General features: G+C 73.0%; 16 protein-coding genes. 5 read left to right on the forward strand and 11 right to left on the reverse strand.

What is annotated here, in order from left to right:
* Positions 1 to 1,218 (reverse strand): chorismate synthase, encoded by a 1,218-nt coding sequence (gene aroC / locus ACFT5B_RS15970; RefSeq protein WP_386799988.1) that lies wholly within the window; start codon positions 1,216 to 1,218, stop codon positions 1 to 3.
* 110 nt (positions 1,219 to 1,328) lie between these two features.
* Between aroC and ACFT5B_RS15975 the strand changes: the two genes are divergently transcribed.
* The gene (locus tag ACFT5B_RS15975) at positions 1,329 to 2,039 is read left to right on the forward strand and encodes a prepilin peptidase (RefSeq protein ID WP_386799990.1); all 711 of its coding nucleotides are present in this window, start codon (positions 1,329 to 1,331) and stop codon (positions 2,037 to 2,039) included.
* A 24-nt stretch (positions 2,040 to 2,063) separates the two neighbouring features.
* Here ACFT5B_RS15975 and ACFT5B_RS15980 read toward each other — a convergent pair whose 3' ends face one another.
* The 8 genes from ACFT5B_RS15980 to ACFT5B_RS16015 all read right to left on the reverse strand — a co-directional run bounded on the left by ACFT5B_RS15980 (position 2,064) and on the right by ACFT5B_RS16015 (position 10,586).
* On the reverse strand, positions 2,064 to 2,930 hold the full coding sequence (locus ACFT5B_RS15980; protein WP_386799992.1) for a shikimate dehydrogenase: 867 nt from the start codon (positions 2,928 to 2,930) through the stop codon (positions 2,064 to 2,066).
* A gap of 10 nt (positions 2,931 to 2,940) precedes the next feature.
* Positions 2,941 to 4,098, reverse strand: coding sequence for an endolytic transglycosylase MltG (gene mltG / locus ACFT5B_RS15985; RefSeq protein ID WP_386799994.1), 1,158 nt, complete (start codon positions 4,096 to 4,098; stop codon positions 2,941 to 2,943).
* A gap of 64 nt (positions 4,099 to 4,162) precedes the next feature.
* Positions 4,163 to 4,630 carry a Holliday junction resolvase RuvX gene (ruvX, locus tag ACFT5B_RS15990; protein ID WP_386799996.1) on the reverse strand — a complete coding sequence of 156 codons (468 nt, stop codon included), beginning with the start codon at positions 4,628 to 4,630 and terminating at the stop codon, positions 4,163 to 4,165.
* Positions 4,627 to 7,317 (reverse strand): alanine--tRNA ligase, encoded by a 2,691-nt coding sequence (gene alaS / locus ACFT5B_RS15995; protein ID WP_386799998.1) that lies wholly within the window; start codon positions 7,315 to 7,317, stop codon positions 4,627 to 4,629. The genes ruvX and alaS overlap by 4 nt, the downstream gene beginning before the upstream one ends.
* A gap of 83 nt (positions 7,318 to 7,400) precedes the next feature.
* Positions 7,401 to 7,763 (reverse strand): hypothetical protein, encoded by a 363-nt coding sequence (locus ACFT5B_RS16000; RefSeq protein WP_386800000.1) that lies wholly within the window; start codon positions 7,761 to 7,763, stop codon positions 7,401 to 7,403.
* Positions 7,760 to 8,131, reverse strand: coding sequence for a DUF948 domain-containing protein (locus ACFT5B_RS16005; protein WP_386800002.1), 372 nt, complete (start codon positions 8,129 to 8,131; stop codon positions 7,760 to 7,762). Before ACFT5B_RS16005 ends, ACFT5B_RS16000 begins: the two co-directional genes overlap by 4 nt.
* A 199-nt stretch (positions 8,132 to 8,330) precedes the next feature.
* Positions 8,331 to 8,957 (reverse strand): 30S ribosomal protein S4, encoded by a 627-nt coding sequence (gene rpsD / locus ACFT5B_RS16010; RefSeq protein WP_386800004.1) that lies wholly within the window; start codon positions 8,955 to 8,957, stop codon positions 8,331 to 8,333.
* Positions 8,958 to 9,203: 246 nt separating this feature from the next.
* A complete protein-coding gene (locus ACFT5B_RS16015) occupies positions 9,204 to 10,586 on the reverse strand; it encodes a replication-associated recombination protein A (RefSeq protein ID WP_386800007.1) in 1,383 nt (460 codons plus the stop codon).
* A gap of 94 nt (positions 10,587 to 10,680) precedes the next feature.
* On the opposite strand from ACFT5B_RS16015, the gene ACFT5B_RS16020 reads away from it, so the two are divergent.
* Together ACFT5B_RS16020 and ACFT5B_RS16025 are read left to right on the forward strand one after the other, a co-directional pair.
* A complete protein-coding gene (locus ACFT5B_RS16020) occupies positions 10,681 to 12,936 on the forward strand; it encodes an MMPL family transporter (protein WP_386800009.1) in 2,256 nt (751 codons plus the stop codon).
* Between the two features lie 44 nt (positions 12,937 to 12,980).
* Complete coding sequence (locus ACFT5B_RS16025) at positions 12,981 to 13,487, forward strand: oxidoreductase (RefSeq protein ID WP_386800011.1); 507 nt, start codon at positions 12,981 to 12,983, stop codon at positions 13,485 to 13,487.
* Here ACFT5B_RS16025 and ACFT5B_RS16030 read toward each other — a convergent pair.
* Together ACFT5B_RS16030 and aspS are read right to left on the reverse strand one after the other, a co-directional pair.
* On the reverse strand, positions 13,480 to 14,283 hold the full coding sequence (locus ACFT5B_RS16030; protein ID WP_386800013.1) for an enoyl-CoA hydratase/isomerase family protein: 804 nt from the start codon (positions 14,281 to 14,283) through the stop codon (positions 13,480 to 13,482). The two genes, ACFT5B_RS16025 and ACFT5B_RS16030, sit on opposite strands and share 8 nt — an antisense overlap.
* Before the next feature lie 68 nt (positions 14,284 to 14,351).
* Entirely contained in the window at positions 14,352 to 16,163 is a 1,812-nt protein-coding gene (gene aspS / locus ACFT5B_RS16035) for an aspartate--tRNA ligase (protein ID WP_386800015.1), read from the reverse strand.
* Between the two features lie 295 nt (positions 16,164 to 16,458).
* Here aspS and ACFT5B_RS16040 point away from each other — a divergent pair, with 295 nt between their 5' ends.
* Positions 16,459 to 16,746, forward strand: a complete 288-nt coding sequence (locus ACFT5B_RS16040; protein WP_386800017.1) for a hypothetical protein — start codon at positions 16,459 to 16,461, stop codon at positions 16,744 to 16,746.
* Between the two features lie 38 nt (positions 16,747 to 16,784).
* On the forward strand, positions 16,785 to 17,240 hold a 456-nt coding region (locus ACFT5B_RS16045; protein ID WP_386800019.1), incomplete at its 3' end, for a hypothetical protein.

Raw genomic sequence — 17,240 nt, forward strand, 5'->3', positions numbered from 1 at the left:
TCAGCGGAGCAGCTCGGGGACGGCGGCGAGGTAGGACTCGACGTTGCGGCGCACCTCGGCGACGGAGTCGCCACCGAACTTCTCGAGCGCGGCCTGCGCGAGGACGAGAGCGACCTCCGCCTCCGCGACGACGGCAGCGGGCGGCACCGCGCACACGTCCGAGCGCTGGTGCTGCGCGGTCGCGGCCTCTCCGGTCACGACGTCGACCGTCGCGAGAGCGCGCGGGACCGTCGAGATCGGCTTCATGGCGCCGCGCACCCGCAGCACCTCGCCGTTGCTCATCCCGCCCTCGACGCCGCCGGCCCGGTTCGACGACCGGTGCAGCAGGCCGTCCTCGCCGCGGACGATCTCGTCGTGCGCCTGCGAGCCGCGGCGGTGGGCGGTGCGGAAGCCGTCGCCGACCTCGACACCCTTGAACGCCTGGATGCCCATGATCGCGCCCGCGAGCCGGGCGTCGAGGCGCCGGTCCGACGAGACGTACGACCCGATCCCCGACGGCACCCCGTACGCGAGCACCTCGACGACGCCGCCGAGCGTGTCGCCGTCCTTCTTGGCCTCGTCGATCTCCGCGACCATCGCCGCCGACGACGCCGCGTCGAAGCAGCGCACCGGGTCCGCGTCGAGCGCGGCGACGTCGTCGGGGGTGGGCAGCGTCGCGTCGTCTGGCACGTCCACCGAGCCGATCGCGACGACGTGCGAGACGAGCCGCACCCCGAGCGCCTGCTCGAGGAATGCGGCGGCGGCGCGGCCGAGCACGACCCGGGTCGCCGTCTCGCGGGCGGACGCGCGCTCGAGCACCGGACGCGCGTCCTCGAACGCGTACTTGCGCATGCCGATCAGGTCGGCGTGGCCCGGGCGGGGCCGCGTGAGCGGGCGGTTGCGCGCGATCTCGCGCTCGTCACCGGTGCCCGCGTCGACCAGGAGCGCCTCCGGGGGCACGGGGTCCGCCGCCATGACGTCGACCCACTTGGGCCACTCGGTGTTGCCGATCTGGATCGCCAGCGGGCCGCCCTGCGTGAGCCCGTGCCGCAGCCCGCCGAGGACGGTCAGCTCGTCCTGCTCGAACTTCTGCCGCGAGCCGCGGCCGTAGCCGAGGCGGCGGCGCGCGAGGGCCGCGCGCAGGTCGTCGGAGACGAGCTCGACGCCGGCCGGCAGCCCTTCGATGATCCCGACGAGCGCGGGGCCGTGCGACTCACCTGCGGTCAACCAACGGAGCATGGTCCCGATTCTTCCATGCGGCCACCGGGCGGACGGCCGTCGTCCGGTGCCTGGACGACGGCCTGTGGACAGTCCCGATACGCCCTGCGGTGTCTCGGTACAGTGCCGCCGTGCCGACGACGAAGCCCGCCTCCCCCGGCGACCTCACGGACACCCCGCCCACCGGGGCGTCGGTGGTGCGCTCACCACGGCGCACCGCCGCAGCCGTGCGGAGCGAGGTCGCCGCAGTGACGCTGCCCGCGACGGTGGTCACGGCGGTCGCGCTGGTCCTGGTCGGGCTCGCCGTGGGCTCGGCGGCGGCCGCGCGTCACGAGGCCGAGACGAACGCGACCGCGACCCTCGTTCTCGCCGCGGCACCCGCGCTCGTCGTGCTGGCGCTCGTCGCGGGTCCTCTCACCGTCATCGACGTCCGCACGCACCGCCTGCCCGACGCGCTGACGCTCCCTGGGATCGTCCTGGGCGCGCTGACGCTCGGGGCGGCGGCACTCGTGCTCGGCGACGGGTCGGCCGTCGTGCGGACGGCAGTCGGGACCGCGGTCACGGCGGGCTTCTACGCGCTGCTCGCACGCCTCGGCGGGCTGGGGCGCGGCGACGTGAAGCTCGCGTGGCTCGTGGGCCTCCCGCTCGCCTGGGTGGGCTGGGCGACGCTCGCGACCGGCGTCCTGCTGGCGTTCCTGCTCGGCGGGCTCTGGTCGGTCGGGCTGCTCGTGACGCGCCGAGCCAACCGCAAGACCGCGGTCGCGTTCGGCCCGTTCATGCTCGCGGGGGCTCTGCTCGCGGTCGTGCTCACGGCGACTGCCGCTCCGGCGGTCAGCGTCTGAGAGGAGGGACGCGTCCGGACGTTGTCACCGTGCTGCGAGAGCCGCCCGGAGCGCGGTGTCCATCGCGTCGACGGGCGCCGTGCGGCCCGTCATGAGCCTGACCTGCTCGGCCGCCTGGTGGAGGAGCATGCGCTCGCCGTCGACGGTGTCGCCACCCGCGCGCCGCCATGCCTGCGCGAGAGCCGTGGGCCGTGGGTCGTAGGCGACGTCGAGCAGCAGGCCCACGACCGGGACGGCGAGCTCGGCTGCCAGGCCGTCCGCAGCATGCGGGGGCAGCGTCGAGACGATGACGTCGTGCGCGGGCAGCGCCTTGGCGGCGTCGTCGAGCACGACGAAGCGCGGCCGCACGTGCAGGCGCTCCGCGACGGCAGCGAGCTCCGAGGTGCGCGCGAGCGACCGCGCATACACGACGGGCTCGACGCAGCCCAGCTCCCGCAGGGCCGCCAGGGTCGACGCGGCCGTGGCGCCGGCCCCGAGGACTGCGGCCGACCCGAGCGTGGGCAGGGCGAACGGCGCGCCACCGCCCGTCCGCGCGTCCGACTCAGTGACGAGCCCCTCGCGCAGCGCGGCCACCAGACCGTGCACGTCGGTGTTCGACCCGCGCCGGCCCCCGTCGTCGAGCACGACCGTGTTGACCGCACCGACCTGGTGAGCGAGCGGGGTCACGTCGTCGAGCAGGCCGATCACAGCCTGCTTGAGCGGCATCGTGAGGCTCAGCCCGGCCCAGGTGTCGTCGAGCTCGTCCAGGAACGCGGGCAGCGCGTCCTCGGTGACGTCGTGCGCCGTGTAGTACCAGTCGTCGAGACCCAGCGCCGCGTAGGCGGCGCGGTGGAGCACCGGGGAGAGCGAGTGCGAGATCGGGTGGCCGAGGACGGCCGCGTGGCGTGTCACTGAGTCGGCGTCACTTCTTGTGCGCTGCCTGCCAGGCCCGCAGCTCAGCCAAGTTGTCCAGATGCTCCGGGTAGGTGTCGGCGAACTTCGTCTCGCCCGTGTCGAGGTTGACGGTCACCCAGAACAGCCACGATCCGTCAGCCGGATTCAGCACCGCCTTGATCGATGCCGCGCCGGGGTTGGCGATCGGCCCCGGCGGGAGGCCCTTGTGCGCATACGTCGAGTACGCGTTCTTCGGGTCGTTGTTCTGGGCCTGCGTCACGGGCGATCCCGGTGTCCCCAGGCCGTAGGCCGTCGTGGAGTCAGCCTGCAGGACCATCCCGTCGGCCAGGCGGTTGTCGATCGCCCGTGAGACCTTCGGCCGGTCCTTGTCCCGGGAGACCTCGCGCTCCACGATCGACGCCTTGATCAGGACCTCCTCCTGGTCGCCGGACGCGACCTTGAGCTTCTTCAGCTCGGCCTTCGTCTGCGCGATCATCTGGTTGAGGATCTCGGTCGCGGTCACGTCGGGATCGAACGAGTACGTCGCCGGGTAGAGCCAGCCCTCGTAGTTGCCCTTCGCCACGGAAGGCAGGCCCGTGCCCTTGGTGTTCTTCTTGGCCTTCTCGAACTGGGCTGCGGGGATGCCGGTGACGCTGCTGGCCCGCGTGATGGCCTGGTCCGCGGTGTACCCCTCGGGGATCGTCACCTGGAACTCGACGCGCCCGTTGTTCGACGCGAGGAGCGCGACGGCGTCGGCGGCCTTCATCTCCTTGCGGACGGTGTAGACGCCGGGCTGGATGCCCGCGGCGTTGACGTTCGCGCTGTAGGCGTTCGTGAAGGCCTTGACGCTCTTGACGACGCCCGCCTCGACGAGCGTCTCGCCGATCGCGGTCCCGGAGTCTCCCGGGTTGACCTTGACCTCGACCGACCCGGTGCCGGGCCCGGCATAGTCCTCGGCCTTGGGGTGGAGGCTCCCGATCGACAGCCCCGGCAGGACGTGGTTGTAGACGTACCAGCCGGCACCGCCGACCACGACGAGGGCGAGGAACAGCACGACGATCCGGCGGCGACGGCGCCGACGGCGAGCAGCAGCGGACGCCTTCTGGCTGCGCCGCTGGGCGGTGCGAGAAGGAACGGGTGCGGGGCCGGTCGTCGTCGGCGGTGGTGCCGAGAACAGGTCCGTCATGCCGTCCAACCTCTTTCTCGTCGTCGTCTGGTCGTGCTCCCCCTGCGTGTGCTTCTGCGGCGGCTCAGGCACTGACGAGCTCGCCCGTCCGTTCCCCGACGCGACGCTCGGCGTCGAGGGCGGTCTGGAGGATGATAACCGCCGCCACCTGGTCGACTACCGCCCGCTGCTTGCGGCCGGGACGACCCGCCTCCTTCATGGAGCGGTGGGCGCTCACGGACGACATGCGCTCGTCCACGAGGTGGACGGGTACCGGGTCGATCGCTCGCGCAACCAGTCCAGCGTACGCGCGAGCGGCCTGTGCGGAAGCACCCTCGGCCCCGGAGAGGTGGCGTGGCAGCCCGACGTACACGACACGTGCACCGCGCTCGACCACCTCGTCCACGATGCGCCGGACGTCGCTCTTCCCCGCCTCGTCGCGCCGGAGCGTCTCCACCGGGGTGGCGACGAGGCCGTCCGGGTCGCTCGCGGCGAGCCCGACCCGGACGGTCCCCACGTCGATCGCGAGGCGTGGCCCTCGTTCGAGAGTCACGACGCCTGCGCGGCCACCGCGTCACGGACGGCGTCGAGCGCCGCGGGCACGGCCGCGGCGTCCTGGCCGCCACCCTGGGCGACGTCGTCCTTGCCGCCGCCACCGCCGCCGAGGACGCCGGACGCGGCCTTGACCAGGGCACCGGCACGCACGCCCGCCTGGCGAGCGGACGCGTTGGTGGCCGCCACGACGAGCGGGCGGCCCTTCGCGACGCCCGCGACCGCGACGACGGCGGGGTCGGCCTCACCGAGGCGTGACCGGACGTCGAGAGCGAGCGCGCGCAGGTCATCGGCGGACGCGACGTCACCGGCGTCGTGCGTCACGACGCGGACGGAACCGACCTGGGCGGCCCCGGCCGCCAGCGAACCGGCCGCGGCGAGGAGCTGCGCCTGGCGGACGCCGGCGAGCTCCTTCTCGGCGTCGCGCAGCCGGGTGACCAGCGACGACACGCGCTCGGACAGCTCGTCGGGGCGCGCGCCGAGCAGCTGGGTGAGCTGCCCGACGAGCGCGTGCTCCTTGGCCTGGAACCCGTATGCGCCGTCCCCGACGAGCGCCTCGACGCGCCGGACGCCCGAGCCGACGGAGGACTCGCCGAGCAGCGTCACGCGGCCGATCTCGCCGGACTGCTTGACGTGCGTCCCGGCGCACAGCTCGCGGGACCAGTCGCCGCCGATCGAGACGACCCGCACACGGTCGCCGTACTTCTCGCCGAACAGCGCCATCGCGCCGAGCGCCTTGGCCTCGGCGATCGGCATGACCTGGTCGGTGACGTCCAGGTTGTCGACGAGCAGCGTGTTGACGCGCTCCTCGATCTCGCCGAGGGCGCTCTGCGGGACCGCGGACGACGACCGGAAGTCGAAGCGGACGCGGCTCGGCGAGTTCTCCGAGCCGGCCTGCGTGCGGTCGGGGCCGACCGTCTCGTGCAGCGCCTTGTGGATCATGTGCGTGGCGCTGTGCGCCTTGCTGATCGCCTTCCGGCGCGCGAGGTCGATGGTGCCGGTCCCCCGGTCGCCGAGCGCCGCGGTCCCTTCGACGAGGCGTCCCCGGTGCACCGAGAGCCCCTTCACGGGACGCTGCACGTCGTCCACCTCGATGGACGCGCCGCCGTCGAGCACGATGGTGCCGTGGTCGGCGAGCTGGCCGCCGGCCTCGGCGTAGAACGGCGTGCGGTCGAGCACGACCTCGACGTCGGCCGGCGCGGTCGCGGCCGGCGCGGGCACGCCGTCCACGAGCAGGCCGACGATGCCGACCTCCGCCGTCGTGTCGGTGTAGCCGAGGAACTCGACGGGCTTGTCGAGCTGCTTGTCGATGGTCTCGTAGGCGGCGAGGTCGGCGCCGCCCCGGCGCTTGGCGAGCGCGTCCTCGCGCGCCCGCTGGCGCTGCTCGGACATGAGCCGCCGGAACGCGTTCTCGTCGACCTGGACGCCCTGCTCGGCGGCCATCTCGAGCGTGAGGTCGATCGGGAAGCCGTAGGTGTCGTGCAGCTGGAACGCCTGGTCGCCCCCGAGCACGGGGACCTGACCGGCGGGCGCGGACTCCTTGAGCTTGCGCACCGACGTGTCGAGGATCGTCGTGCCCGACGCGAGCGTGCGACGGAAGGCGTCCTCCTCCGCGTACGCGACCTGGGAGAGCCGCTCGAAGTCGGTGGCCAGCTCCGGGTACGACGGCGACATCGCGTCGCGGCTCACGGGCAGCAGCGACGGCAGCGACGGCTCGTCGACGCCGAGCAGGCGCATCGCACGCACCGAGCGGCGCAGCAGACGGCGCAGCACGTAGCCGCGGCCCTCGTTCGAGGGACGCACGCCGTCGCCGATGATCATGAGCGCCGACCGGACGTGGTCCGCCACGACACGCATGCGCACGTCGTCGTCGTGGACGGCGCCGTACGTCTTGCCGGACAGCTCGGCGGCAGCCGCGATGACCGGGAACACCTCGTCGATCTCGTAGAGGTTGTCCTTGCCCTGGAGCAGGTACGCGACGCGCTCGAGGCCCATGCCCGTGTCGATGTTCTTGCGCTGGAGCTCCCCGACGATCCGGAAGTCCTCCTTCGACTTCACGTTGTCGATCGCGTACTGCATGAACACGAGGTTCCAGATCTCGAGGTACCGGTCCTCGTCGACGACGGGGCCGCCCTCGCGCCCGAACTCGGGGCCACGGTCGATGTAGATCTCCGAGCAGGGGCCGGCAGGCCCGGGCTGCCCGGTCGACCAGTAGTTGTCCTTCTTGCCGCGAGACTGGATGCGCTCGTCGGGCAGCCCGGCGATGCGCTTCCACAGCTCACGCGCCTCGTGGTCCTCGTGGTAGACGGTCACCCAGACCGTCTCGGGGTCGAAGCCGTACTTCCCCTCGTCGCGCGAGCCCGTGACCAGGTCCCACGCGTACGTGATGGCGCCTTCCTTGAAGTAGTCGCCGAACGAGAAGTTGCCGTTCATCTGGAAGAACGTGCCGTGCCGCGTCGTCTTGCCGACCTCGTCGATGTCGAGCGTGCGGACGCACTTCTGGACGCTGGTCGCACGGTCCCACGGAGGCGTCTGCTGGGCCGTCATGTAGGGGATGAACGGCACCATGCCCGCGATCGTGAACAGCGTCGACGGGTCCGGGGAGATCAGGGACGCCGAGGGCACGACGGTGTGGCCGTTGGCCTCGAAGTAGTCGAGCCAGCGCTTGCGGATCTCGGCGGTACGCATGGTGTCCTTCGTCGGTCGGGACGGCCCGGAGGGCGGGCCGGTCGTGCAGTCAGGGGTGGGGCAGGGTGACGCTCGGGGCGACGTCAGAAGAACGCGTAACCCACGTCGGGATCTTCCTCGTCGCGCGGGACGGCGCCCGGCGCCGCCGGCTTCGCGTCGCCCGGGCGACGGCCCTCGGCGCGCGCGCGGCGCACGTCGTCGGGGGCCGGCTGGCCTTCGGCCAGGAGCGCCGCCTGGAGCTCGGCCTCGCGCGCGTCGCGCGCGGTCCGGAACTCCTCGCCGAACGTCCGGACGAACGTGACGGCGCGGCCGCCGACCGCGTTCGCGCGGTCGGTCGCCTGGTCGACGAGCGACGCGGGCGCGTAGCGGGCGACGACCTTGCGACCCTGGCGGACGACCACGACGGTCACCGCGACGCCCACGCCGATCCAGAAGAGGCGCCTCACTCGGCACCGCCGGCGGAGCGGCCCGACGCGCGGGCGAAGGCCTTGCGGACGCCGTAGCTGAACGCGGCGACCTTGACGAGCGGGCGCCCCACCGTCGCGGCGTACAGACCGGTGAGCGCGGAGACGTTCTCGCTGACCTGGGCGGCCGAGGTGGTGATGACGTCGACCTTCGCGAGCTGTCCGTTGGTCGACGCGACCGTGGTGGCGGCCTCGTCGAGGATCGGGACCGAGTGCTCGGTGATCTGCCGCACGGAGTCGCGCGTCTCGTCGAGCACGCGCCCGAGCTTGAGCAGCGGTACGGCGAGGAACCCGACCAGCAGGACGAACGCGATCGCCGCGATCAGACCGGCCACGTCACCGACGCTCATGTGCTCCCTCATCTCTGTCCGGGTGCGCGACCCGGAACGGGCCGCGACGCCACCTTACCGAGGTGGCAGTGGTCGTGCGGCGCCCGCCCGGCCGCGCCCGCGCGTCGTGCGCGTGGGACCGCCGACCGGGTCCGGACACACGGACGCCCCGCTCGCACCTGAGCGGGCAAGCGGGGCGTCCGACGTGCGGCGGGCTGGGTCAGCGCGCGTAGTACTCGACGACGAGCTGGACCTCGCAGGTCACGGGGACCTCGGCGCGCTTCGGGCGGCGCGTCAGCTGCGCGGTGAGCTTCTCGAGCTGGACGTCCAGGTAGCCCGGGACGGCGGGGAGCACGTCACGGTGCGCGCCGGCGGCGGCGACCTGGAACGGCGTGGTGGCCTGGCTCTTCGGCTTGACCTGGATGGTCTGGCCCGGCTTCACGCGGAAGGACGGACGGTCGACGATCTTGCCGTCCACGAGGATGTGGCGGTGCACGACGGCCTGACGGGCCTGGAGGATCGTGCGGGCGAAGCCGGAGCGCAGCACGAGGGCGTCGAGACGGGTCTCGAGGTTCTCGACGAGCGCCTCACCGGTCAGACCCTTGTCCTTGCGGGCCTCCTCGTACGCACGGGCGAGCTGCTTCTCGCGGAGCGCGTACTGGGCACGCAGACGCTGCTTCTCGCGCAGACGGACGGCGTAGTCGGACTCGGTGCGGCGGCGGGCGCGGCCGTGCTCGCCGGGCGGGTAGGGGCGCTTCTCGAAGTGCTTGACGGCCTTCGGGGTCAGGGCGATGCCGAGCGCACGGCTCAGGCGCACCTGACGGCGCGAGCGGGTCACAGAGGACACGGTGGTTCCTTCTCTTCCTGTCGTGTTCTGACGTCGCACCGGGCGGTCGGGAGGACCGGCGGCGCTGGACCAGCCGATGAGCCGCACGCCGTCGTCGACCGGGAAGGGTCTGCGAGGAGGTGGGCTACTGGGCCGAGGTCCCAGGGGTCGCCCGAACGGGCAACCCGTCGATCTTACCCCACGCGGTACGGCGTCACGGAACGCGGCTCGCGCTCCCCGGTGGCGTCCGGCGGTAGCGGCGCACGCTCAGTCGCCGTCGAGGATCTGCCGGATGCGCGCGAGCCGCTCCTGCACCTGCCGCTCGTACCCCCGGTCGTTCGGCTCGTAGTAGCGGCGGCCGACCAGCTCGTCGGGCAGGTACTGCTGCGCGGCGACCGCGTGCGGTGCGTCGTGCGCATAGCGGTAGCCCTCCCCGTGGCCGAGCCGCTCGGCGCCGGCGTAGTGCGCGTCACGCAGGTGGGACGGGACCGTGCCCACGCGACCGGCGCGGATGTCGGCGAGGGCCGCGTCGACCCCGAGGTACGCGGCGTTGGACTTGGGTGCCGTGGCGAGGTGCACCACGGCCTCGGCCAGCACGATCCGCCCCTCGGGCATCCCGATGAACGCGACCGCTTGCGCGGCTGCGACGGCCGTCTGGAGCGCCGACGGGTCGGCCATCCCGACGTCCTCAGCCGCGGAGATGACGAGGCGCCGCGCGATGAAGCGCGGGTCCTCCCCCGCCGCGACCATGCGCGCCAGGTAGTGCAACGCGGCGTCGACGTCCGAGCCGCGGATCGACTTGATGAACGCGGACACGACGTCGTAGTGCTGGTCCCCGTCGCGGTCGTAGCGCACGGCTGCGACGTCTACGGCGCGCTCGATGGTCTCGAGGTCGACACCCGGTGTCCCGGTGCCCGGGCCGGTCCCGGACAGGGCCGCGCCCGCCGCGGCCTCGAGGATGGTGAGCGCCTTGCGCGCGTCCCCGCCCGCGAGCCGGAGCAGGTGGTCCTCGGCGTCCTCCTCGAGCACGACCGAGCCCGCGAGGCCCCGCTGGTCGTCGAGGGCGCGCCGCACGACCGCCCGGACGTCGTCGCCCGTGAGCGGCTCGAGCGTCAAAAGCAGCGAGCGCGAGAGCAACGGCGCGTTGACGGAGAAGCTCGGGTTCTCGGTCGTCGCGGCGACGAGCGTCACCCAGCGGTTCTCGACGCTCGGTAGGAGCGCGTCCTGCTGCGTCTTGGAGAACCGGTGCACCTCGTCCACGAACAGGACGGTCTCCTGACCACCGTTGACGAGGCGGCGCCGAGCGTCGTCGATGACCGCACGGAGGTCCTTGACCCCGGCCGTGACCGCGGACAGCTCCACGAACCGTCGCCCCGACGACCGGGCGACCAGGTAGGCGAGCGTCGTCTTGCCCGTGCCCGGCGGGCCCCAGAGGATCACCGACGACGGCGCGGCGCGCCCCGCGTCCGCCCCCGCGTCGTCCACCAGGCGGCGCAAGGGCGAGCCGGGGCGGAGCAGGTGGGCCTGGCCCACGACCTCGTCGAGCGTCCTCGGACGCATCCGGACGGCGAGGGGCGCGGAGGCCGGGACCTCGGGGAGGCCGGTGGGGCCGGTCGAGGCGGCGTCGAACAGGTCCCCGAGCACGTCCATGGGCACGAGCGTACGCAGCGCAGCCCACACCACGGGCACGCGAGGACGCGCCGCGGGCGTGACGCACCCGCGCGAGGGATGGAATGCTGACCCCGTGTTCGCCAGCCTCGGCCGCGCCGTCGCGCGGCACCCGCTCCGCGCCGTCGCCGCCTGGGTGGTCGTCGCCGCGCTCTCGTACCTCGTGGCGGTCGCGGGCGTGGGCTCCGACGAGGGCCTCTTCGACCGCGTCACGTCGGGAGAGCCGCAGGTCAGCGGGTCGGAGAGCGCGACCGGGCTGGCGCTCATCAACTCGTCGAGCGAGCAGGCCGTGAGCATCACCGCGATCGTCGACGACGCGCCGCCCACCACCAAGGGCCTCGCGACCGCGCTCGGCCCCCTGCACGACGACCTGACGGGCACGGACGGCGTCGACGCCGTGATCGACCCGTTCGTCCTCCCCGACGGCCCGAAGTCGGACGCCGCGAAGCCCCTGATCGCTCAGGACGGCCAAGGCTTCATCGTGGTAGTCGACCTCAAGACGTCGCTCAGCGACGCCCAGACCAAGGACGCCGAGAACGCCGTCGTCGCACGGCTGCGCGAGCTCCCGTCCGACGTCGGCACGGTTGCGCCGGATGCGACGGTGCTCGTCTCGAGCGACGACCTCGTCGTGCACGCGATCACCGACCAGCTCGAGAAGGACCTGCGCACGGGCGAGGCGATCGCACTCCCCGTGGCGCTCGTCATCATGGTCCTGGTGTTCGGCGGGCTTCTCGCGGCGAGCATGCCGATCCTCGGCGCGCTGGCGTCGATCGGGTGCGGCTTCGGGGTGCTCTACCTGCTCACGTACGTGCTCGACGTCGACGCGACGGTCATCAACGTGGTGACCGTCCTCGGCATCGGCCTGTCCATCGACTACGGCCTGCTCGTGGTGTCCCGGTACCGCGAAGAGCTCACGCGCGTGGACGCCCCCGACGACGGCACCGCGCCCCGCCGACGACGTCGCGGCGGCCGCGCGGGCAGCGCGCACGAGGCGCTCGTCGCCACGGTGTCGACCGCCGGGCGGACGGTCGCCTTCTCCGCGCTCACGGTCGCGATCTCCATCGCGACCCTCGCGATCTTCGAGCCCGAGCTCATGCGCGCGATCGGCATCGCCGGCGTCGCGATCATCCTGCTCGCGCTCGCCACCGCCCTCACGCTCGTGCCCGCGCTGCTGCGGATGTCCGGGACCCGCCTGGCCCGGCCCGGCGTCGTCGGCCGCATCCCGGGGCTCCGCGCGGTCCTGGCCCGGACGTCCGACGTGTCGGCGGACGAGGGCGTCTTCTCGCGCCTCGCGACGCGGGTCCAGCGCCGCCCGCTCCTCGTGCTCGTCGCATGCGTCGCCGTCCTCGGCGTCCTCGCGGCACCCGCGGCGAGCCTCCAGCTCCGGAACTCCGGCATCGAGCTCCTTCCCTCCGACAGCGAGTCCCGGCAGTTCGTCGCCGAGCTCTCCGACCAGTACCCCGCCTCGCGCAGCCCCGAGCTCCGCGTGGTCGTCCAGGGCACCGAGCAGCAGGGCAAGGACCTCGCCGGCAAGATCGCGGTCCTCGACGGCGTGCAGTCCGTCGACCCGCCCGCGCAGGGCGACGGCATCGAGGTCCTGGGCGTCCGGACGACCGATCACGACCCCGGCAGTGCGGCGGTCGTCGACGTCGTCCACGAGATCCGCGACCTGCGCGACCAGGGCGTCACCACGACCTACTACGTGACGGGCCAGGCAGCGGGCCAGGTCGACTTCACGGCCGCGCTCGCCGACCGGCTGTGGTGGGCGGTCGGGATCATCGCGCTCGCGACGTTCGTGCTCCTCGCGATCATGACGGGCTCCGTCGTCCTCCCGATCAAGGCCTTGCTGACCAACGCCCTCTCGATCTTCGCGTCCCTCGGCGTGCTGGTGTGGGTCTTCCAGGACGGGCACCTGTCCGGCCTGCTCGACTTCACGAGCACGGGAGGCATCGAGGTCTACGTGGTCGCGCTGGTGCTGGCGTTCGCGTTCGGCCTCGCGATGGACTACGAGGTCTTCCTGCTGTCCCGGATCAAGGAGCTCCACGACGCTGGCGTCTCGGCGCGCGAGTCGGTCCGGCTGGGCCTGCAGCGGTCGGGCCGCATCATCACGAGCGCCGCCGCGATCATCATCGTGGTGTTCGCGGGCTTCGCGGCCGGGCGTCTGCTGGTCACCAAGGAGATCGGGTTCGCGCTCGCGATCGCCGTCTTCATCGACGCGACGATCGTGCGGATGCTGCTCGTCCCGGCGACCATGACACTCCTGGGCCGGGCCAACTGGTGGGGGCCGCGCTGGCTCAAGCGGCTCTCGACGCGGGGCGCCGTGCGGTCCTGACCTCGCCCTGTCCCGGGCGGCGTCGCGCACGTACCGTGGGGGACATGAGCGAGCCGCAGCGCAGCGCCCCCGCCGACGACGCCGGGCCAGGGCCGGACGCCCGCCCGACGGTCTTCGAGTCCTGCGGGGGTGCGCCGGCGATGCTCGCGCTGGCCCGGGCCTGGCACGTGCGGTGCCTCGCCGACCCGGAGGCCGCGCACCCGTTCACGCACCGGCCTATCCACCCGCAGCACGCCGAGCGTCTCGCCGCCTACTGGGGCGAGTCCCTCGGCGGCCCGCCGACGTACACGTCCGCGCTCGGGACCGAGGCCGACTTCGTCCGCACCCACGCCGGCAACGGGCCCCACGACTCCCTCGACGCCGCGGCCGCGGCCTGCTTCGCCCTGGCCCTCGACGACGCCGCGATCCCCGACGACCCGGCGCTCCGCGACACGCTGGCGCGCTGGTTCGCGTGGTCGAACCACCTGGTGAACCACGGCTGGCCGACGCCCGCCGACGTCCCCGACGACCTCCGCCTCCCCCGCTGGGACTGGGAGGGTCCGGTCAGCTGAGTCCGGCCAGGTCGCGCAGCCGTGAGGCCTGGGCGGTGCGCTCCGCCGCGAGCTGCTCGTCGGCGGTCCGCGCTCCCGCGCCGCGCATCAGGCCGGTCACGGCTCGCACCGCACCGGCGGGCGGGGCGAGCAGGCTCGCCACGAGGTCACGGACGGCGTCCTCGAGCGAACCCGTTCCGACGACGGCGTTCGCGAGCCCGATGCGCTCGGCCTCGCCCGCCTCGACCCAGCGGCCGGAGGCGGCGATCTCGAGCGCCCGCGCCGGCCCGACGAGCTCGGCGAGGGGGCGCGTACCGCCCAGGTCGGGGACGAGGCCGAGCTGGACCTCACGCAGGCTCAGCCGGGCGTCGTCGGCGAGGACCCGCAGGTCGCACGCGAGAGCGAGCTGGAACCCGGCGCCCACGGCGTGGCCCTGGACGGCGGCAACAGTGACGGCGTCGACCCGGCGCCACCAGGTGAACGCGCGCTGGTACTCCGCGATCGCCGCGACGGTCCGCTCCTCGCCCGCCGCGACAAGGTCGGTGAGGCTCGGCTCCCCGGGGATGCCGCCGGGTGCGAGCATGGCCCGGTCGAGCCCGGCGGAGAAGGACGTGCCGGCGCCGCGCAGGACGACGACCCGCGCCTCGGGCGGCACGGCCTCCCCGATCGAGGCCAGGGCACGCCACGTCGCGGGCGTCTGGGCGTTGCGCGCCTCCGGCCGGTCGAGCGTCACGGTCAGGACGGGGCCGTCGAGGTCGGCACGCACCGACCCCGCCGCCAGGAGCGCGGGGTCGACGGAGGCAAGCGGTGTCGTCACGCCCGCCACGCTAGACGCCGCAGGCCCGCGGTCTCGGGTAGAGACCGCGGGCCCGCGGGAGACCTGCGTCAGACGACCGGCGTGGGCTCCGCGGCCCGTGCGTCGCCGTCGCGGCGCTGCTCGGCGGGCTTCGCGTCGACGCCCGCCTCCTTGCGCTGCTCGGGGGTGATGGGTGCGGGAGCGCCCGTCAGCGGGTCGTAGCCGCCGCCCGACTTCGGGAACGCGATGACGTCGCGGATCGACTCCGAGTCCGTGAGGAGCGCGACGATCCGGTCCCAGCCGAACGCGATCCCGCCGTGCGGCGGGGCGCCGAACTGGAACGCGTCGAGGAGGAAGCCGAACTTCTCCTGTGCCTGCGCCTCGTCGATGCCCATGACCTGGAAGACGCGCTCCTGCACGTCGCGGCGGTGGATACGGATCGAGCCGCCGCCGATCTCGTTGCCGTTGCACACGATGTCGTACGCGTAGGCGAGCGCGTTGCCCGGGTCCTGCTCGAACGTGTCGAGCCAGTCCGGCGTCGGGCTCGTGAACGCGTGGTGCACCGCGGTCCAGGCCCCCTCGCCCACGGCCACGTCGTCGTCCTCGCCGGTCGGCTTGAACAGCGGCGCGTCGACGACCCAGACGAACGCCCAGGCGTCCTCCTCGATCATGCCGGTGCGCTTCGCGATCTCGAGGCGCGCGGCGCCGAGGAGCTCGCGGGACTGCGTCACCTTGCCCGCTGCGAAGAACACCGCGTCGCCCGGGTTCGCGCCGGTCGCGTCGCGCAGACCCTCGCGCTCGGCGTCGGAGAGGTTCTTGGCGACCGGACCGGCGAGCGTGCCGTCCTCGGCGAACGTCACGTACGCGAGGCCCTTGGCCCCGCGCTGCTTGGCCCACTCCTGCCAGGCGTCGAACTGGCGGCGCGGCTGCGACGCACCGCCCGGCATGACGACGGCGCCCACGTACGGCGCCTGGAAGACGCGGAACGGGGTGTCCTTGAAGTAGTCGGTGAGCTCGACGAGCGGGTTGCCGAAGCGCAGGTCGGGCTTGTCGCTCCCGTAAAGGCGCATCGCGTCGGCGAACGTCATGCGCGGGATCGGCGTCGGGATCCGGTACCCGATGAGGTCCCACAGCTCGGTGAGGATCTCCTCGCCGAGCGCGATCACGTCGTCCTGCTCGACGAAGCTCAGCTCGACGTCCAGCTGCGTGAACTCCGGCTGGCGGTCGGCGCGGAAGTCCTCGTCGCGGTAGCAGCGGGCGATCTGGTAGTACCGCTCGAGCCCGGCGACCATGAGGAGCTGCTTGAAGAGCTGCGGCGACTGCGGCAGCGCGTACCAGCTTCCCGGCGCCAGGCGGGCGGGCACGACGAAGTCGCGCGCGCCCTCGGGGGTCGAGCGCGTCAGCGTCGGGGTCTCGACCTCGACGAAGTCGTGGGCGTCGAGCACGCGGCGGGCCGCCTGGTTGGCCTTGGCGCGCAGCCGGAGCGCGTGCGCCGGCGTCGGACGGCGCAGGTCGAGGTAGCGGTGCTTGAGGCGCGCCTCCTCGCCGATCGTCTCGGTCCCCTCGAGTGCGGTCGAGACCTGGAACGGCAGCGGCGCGGACTCGTTCAGCACGACGACGTCGCTCGCGACGACCTCGATCTCGCCGGTCGCGAGGTGCGGGTTCTCGTTGCCGTCCGGACGGCGCGAGACCTCGCCCGTCACCTGGAGCACGAACTCCGCGCGCAGCGGGTGCGCGACGGCCTCGTCGCGGATCACGACCTGGGCGATGCCCGACGCATCACGCAGGTCGATGAACGCCACTCCCCCGTGATCCCGGCGCCGGTCGACCCAGCCCGTGAGGGTGACGGTCTGACCGATGTGGTCGGCTCGCAGCGAGCCGGCCGTGTGGGTGCGGAGCACGGAGGTGTCCTTTCGAGAACCGGTGGATGACGCCCGCTGGTCGCGGCACGCTCGGGGTGACGCCCGTGCGCACGCGCACACGGGTGCCGTCCGAGTGTAGTCGGTGGCCACTCGGCGGAGCCGCCCCGTCGGACCGCCCGACGTCCAGGGCGACGCTGTGGACGACGGCGCGCCCGTGTCGCTCCCGTTCGCTACGGTCGTCCGGCGGCGATCCCCGCAGGTCATGGGGAGATCTCCCCATTTTCGACGGAACGGTCGCCCGCTATGCTCGCGGGCCAGGAGGGGGTGTGGGTCGATGGCCGATCTGAAGCTTGACCTGGACGCGGTGACCGAGCTGGGAAGCAACCTGACTCGGGTGGCGGACGAGTTCGAGGACGCGAACGCGCACAGCGACCGCATAGCGGAGGCGGTGGGGCACGACCACCTCGCCAAGACCGTGCGGGACTTCGCCCACAAGTGGGACGACACCCGCGGCAAGATGACGGAGAACCTCCGCCTGCTCGCGGACAGCGCAACCCAGGTCGCCGACGCGTTCACGCAGACGGACGCCGACATGGCCAAGGCGCTCGCCGGAGACGGCTGATGTCGCGTCCGGTCGATTGGTCGCCGGTGGGGTTGGACGTGGATCCGACGCCGGGTGATCCGGTGCTGGTGCTGTCGGGTGGGCGGGAGTACCAGGACGTCGCGGAGTCCATCGAGGGTGCGGCGTCGGCGATGGCCCGTCTTGATGTGGCGGGTGCGGTCTCGGCGGCGGTGGATGCGTTGATGGACCGCAAGGAAGACACGATCGGCGAGGTCCGGAAGGCGCACGCGAGGTATCAGGCCGCGGGTGACGCGTTGGTGTCCTATGCGGGGACGTTGGAGCGGGTGCAGTCCGACACGTTGGCCGCGTTGAACAAGGCGCGGGGTGCGCACGCGGACGCCGCTGACGCGTCCCGGACCCAGTCCTACTACCAGGACCTGGCCGAGTCGGAGACCGACGCGGCGACCAAGACGGCGTACAAGCACAAGGCTGAGACCGCGGCGAACGGTGCCGCGTCGGCCCAGCATGTGATCGCCGGGGCGCAGGACGACATC

The sequence above is a fragment of the Luteimicrobium sp. NPDC057192 genome, from assembly GCF_042670205.1.
In the GTDB taxonomy this organism is placed as follows: domain Bacteria; phylum Actinomycetota; class Actinomycetes; order Actinomycetales; family Cellulomonadaceae; genus Luteimicrobium.